At 63.9% G+C, this 4235-nt stretch carries 3 protein-coding genes; all 3 read right to left on the bottom strand.

Annotated features, from left to right (window positions below; genetic code table 11):
• Window positions 1-1429, bottom strand: a 1429-nt coding sequence (locus tag VN419_RS08160) for a sigma-54 dependent transcriptional regulator (RefSeq protein ID WP_325646342.1), incomplete at its 3' end; no start/stop codon positions are given.
• A gap of 147 nt (window positions 1430-1576) precedes the next feature.
• Window positions 1577-3145 (bottom strand): DEAD/DEAH box helicase, encoded by a 1569-nt coding sequence (locus VN419_RS08155; RefSeq protein ID WP_325646341.1) that lies wholly within the window; start codon window positions 3143-3145, stop codon window positions 1577-1579.
• A gap of 344 nt (window positions 3146-3489) precedes the next feature.
• Window positions 3490-4235 (bottom strand): methylamine utilization protein MauJ (mauJ, locus tag VN419_RS08150; RefSeq protein ID WP_325646339.1); only part of this gene is annotated, 746 nt, incomplete at its 5' end.

Here is a 4235-nt window from a genome sequence, read left to right as displayed (position 1 = left end):
CCTCCATGTAGCTGCGCTCCACGGCCTCCTTGCAATCCTTCAGCGTCTGGCCGAAGAGCTGCTCCGGCAGCGGCGCGGCCGGGCTCTCAACGCCCGCGCCAGAAGCGGCGGGCGCGGCGGGCGCCGCCAGTTCCGGCTCAGGCGCGGCCTGCTCCAGCACGGGCGCCGTCTCCGCCAGCACGGTGGCTGCGGGCGTGGGCACGGGCAGGGGTTTGCGCAGGGGCTGCGCCGCCAGGGCGGCGTCGCGCCCGCGGCCCAGCTGGGCCTTGGCGACCTTGATGCGCACGTCCTGGGGCAGGTGCATGGCGTAGAGCGTGCGCTCCGTTCCTGCGGCCACAAAGGCGCGCTCCAGCACATTGAACAGCTCGCGCACGTTGCCGGGCCAGTCGTAGCCCTCCAGCACCTGGAACACGTCCGGGTCGAAGCCCTTGAGGGGCGCGCCGTACTGCTCGCACAGCTGGCCCACGCGGAACACGCACAGGGGCTTTATGTCCTCCACCCGCTCACGCAGGGGGGGCAGGCTTATGGAGATGGTCTTGATGCGGTAGAACAGATCGCTGCGAAAGCCCCCCTGCTCCACCATGCGGTTCAGGTCGCGGTTGGTGGCCGCCATGAGCCGGAAATCGCTCTCCAGCTCCACGCTGCCGCCCACGGGCCGGAAGCGCCGCTCCTGCAGCACGCGCAGGAAGGCCTTCTGCAGATTGAGCGGCATCTCGCCCACCTCGTCCAGGAACAGGGTGCCGCCGTCGGCCAGCTTCACCAGACCGGTGCGGTCGCTGTCCGCGCCGGTGAAGGCGCCCTTCTTGTGGCCGAAGAGCGTGCTCTCCACCAGTGTCTCGGTCAGGGCGGCGCAGTCCACCACCACGAAGGGCTTGGCCGCGCGCGGGCTGTTGGCGTGGATGGTGCGGGCGATGAGCTCCTTGCCGGTTCCGGTCTCGCCCGTGATGAGCACGCTGGCCCCGGACCCGGCCGCCCCGGCCACGGCGTCGAAGCAGGCGCGCATGGGCTGGCTTTTGCCCACAACCTCTTCCAGGCGCAGGGCCACGGGAGTGCTGCCGCGCTTGCCCTCGTGATACCTGAGGGCGCGCTCCAGGGTGAGCATGGTGTCTTTGATGGGCGAAGGCTTGAGGAGATAGTCCCACACGCCGCCCTGGATGGCCAGTTCGGCGCCGTCGGGGTCGCCCCGGCCGGTGAGGATGATGACTTCGGGAGAATCCGGCAGGGCCTTGATCTCGGACAGGGCGTCCAGGCCATTGCCGTCCGGCAGGCTCACGTCAAGGAAGGCCACGTCCACCCCGCCCTTGCGCAGGCGCACGATGCCTTCACGCAGGGTGCCCACGGCCTCCCCGCTCATGCGCATGCGCCGCGTCAGGCTCAAGAGCGTTTCGCGGACTTCGGCGTCGTCGTCGATGATGAGAATGTTGCCCATGCGGCACTCCGAACTGCGGTTTGTGCGCACTGGTAGCAAACTGTGGGCCAGACCGCGCAAAGGGGGGCCGAAGCCCCCCCGGTACGCAGGTCTCTGTAATCTGACTAGGGCACTTGGGCCCCGGCGTCAAGCGGACTGTGCAGCGGCCTAGCGGCCGTTGGAATTGTACGCGGAATTGCCGCTGCCCTGGGGACGGGACTGGCCCTGGGGCCGCGCTCCCTGGGCGCTCTGGCCGGGACGGCCCGAGCTGGGACGGCCATAGCCGGGGCGGCTGTCGGAGCGGCCGGCGGGCTTGTCCGCGCCGTAGCGCGAACGGTCGCCATAGCCGCGGGCCGGGCGGTCGTCGCGACGTGTGTCGCCGCGATCGGCGGCGTAGATGTCGTCGCCGGGTTGCACGGGACGGCCGAAGTCGTCGCGCTTGTCCGAATTTTCGGACCGGACGGCGCCGTAGGCCGAGCGCTGGGGGCGCTGCTGCGGACGCTGGCCGTAGCCGCCGCGATCATCGGTGCGGCGCTGGTTGCTGTAGCCGCCGCGATTGCGGTCCATGATCGGACGGTTGAAGTCCTTGTCCGCGGCGCTGGGGCCCGCGTTGTAATCAAAGCCTTCCAGCTTCTTGCGGGTCAGGGGCTCGCGCATCAAGCGCTCGATGGCGCGCACCATGGAGACGTCCTCGCCCGTGACGAAGGTATGGGCCTCGCCGGTGCGTTCCGCGCGGCCCGTGCGGCCGATGCGGTGGGTGTAGGTCTCCGGCGTGCTCGGCACGTCGAAGTTCACCACGTGGGTCACCAGGTTCACGTCGATGCCGCGGGCGGCGATGTCCGTCGCAACCAGCACGCGGAAGCGGCCGGAACGGAATCCGTCCATGGCCTCCTTGCGGCGGTTCTGGGAGAGGTTGCCCTGCAGCGCGGTGGCCTTGTGCCCGGTCTTTTCCAGGTTCTCGGCCAGGCGCTTGGCGCGGTGCTTGGTGCGGGTGAACACCAGGACCGAGCCTTCCTTGTTGCGGTGCAGAAGCTCCAGCAGCAGGTTGGTCTTCAGGTGGTGCGCCACGGGGTAGATGGCGTGGGAGACGGTCTCAGTCGGGGCGTTGTTGCCCACGCGCAGGGTCTCCGGGTCTTTCAGGATGTCGGCCGCCAGGCTGCGGATGGCCTCGGGCATGGTGGCCGAGAAGAGCATGGTCTGGCGCTCCTTGGGCAGGCCGGCCAGGATCTTCTTGATGTCGGGCAAAAAGCCCATGTCGAACATCTGGTCGGCTTCGTCGAGCACCAGGAACTCCACGCCGGTCAGGTCGACCGTGCGCTGGCCCATGTGGTCGAGCAGGCGGCCCGGGCAGGCCACCACGATGTCCGCGCCGTTGCGCAGGGCGTTGATCTGGCGGTTCATGTTCACGCCGCCGTACACGGTGGTGCTGCGGATGCCGGTGTTGCGGCCCAGGTCGAGGGCGGCTTCGTGGATCTGCTCGGCCAGTTCGCGCGTGGGGGCCAGGATGAGCACGCGGGCCTTGCGGCGCGCGGGCAGGGGGCGGCTCAACAGCTTGGTCAGAATGGGAAGCAGGAAGGCCGCCGTCTTGCCGGTGCCGGTCTGGGCCAGGCCCATCAGGTCGCGTCCGTCCAGCACGGCCGGAATGGCGCGGTCCTGGATGGGCGTGGGGGTGGTGTAGCCGAGCTTGGTGATATTGGCGAGAACAGTGGACGGAAGGCCGAAGGAATCAAAAGTCAAAGTAGGTCCTTTGTGAAAGAGGGGCCGCGCGGCGCACAGGGCGCACCAAACGGCGGCGAAGAGCTTATTCGGGTGCGGACGCTGCGGGCCGGGACCGGATGGCTCAATCGGGGCAGTGGTTGATTCGGCGTGGGTACTGAGGATTTTTCAGGCGGGCTGTGCAGCGTTGCCGCGCCTCTCAAGAACGTATGCCGCGCCGGGGATTGCCCCCGGACTCCGGCTAAATAAGGGGGATACGGGGGGATGTCAAGGGGGAAGGTGTAGCCCCCCCTAAAGAACAGGAGATATATCACCTCATGAAGCGGTGGCAGCAAATTCTAGACGCTCCCGTAGCCCGACTCAATCTATACGGAAGCACCTTCTGGACCAGAATCACGCCACAAACACTGCGAAATCCCTTTCTCGATCATCAAATCCCTAGCAACTGCATGAAAAATATGCACAGCATAAAAAAGTTTTCGTTGGTGAAAATCGGAATCTAACGTTGAACCAACTTCGTTTGCATGGGCAATAGCGCAACGACAATCCTTATAAAACAAATCTGGCAATGCTACAAACCCACCAAGCTCACGCACACACTTCTTAATATCGTCTCTTTGGTCACCCTCAATACGTCTTAAAATGCACTTTATTAGTGGCCTATTAATATTACCTTTTTCTCCACTCAGTCTATCGCTATGCCAAAGATTGATTATTTTATAAAAGCACAAAAAACGATGAGAGTAACTATCAGAGAGAAGTGCTTCCCGGTAAAACGACAAAGCAACTTCGTTCTCTTGATTTGGCTCAGCAGACCGGATCAATAAATCATCCTTAAATAATGGGTACCTAACCCCTCTCCCGACTTTGCGAATCGCTATCGGCTCATTAATGAGCATTGTAGTGTGGCCATAATCAATGCGAGCAGGTGACTCACAAGAGAATGCCAAGACACTTAACAGCCTATTCGTTAGTGTATACGCATCGCCCCTACTAATCTTTGATACATCAATGTGCACAGAGCTATGCGTAGTATCCGTCTCCGGCATGAGCAAGAGATCATGCCCACAAAAGTGAACTAGTCGCTTCTCAGTGGGCCAACATGTTTGCC

It is taken from the genome of Humidesulfovibrio sp. (assembly GCF_035560995.1).
Classification (GTDB): domain Bacteria; phylum Desulfobacterota; class Desulfovibrionia; order Desulfovibrionales; family Desulfovibrionaceae; genus Humidesulfovibrio.
The sequence above is the reverse complement of the archived record's forward strand: the minus strand, read 5'-3'. Positions and strand labels throughout refer to the sequence as shown.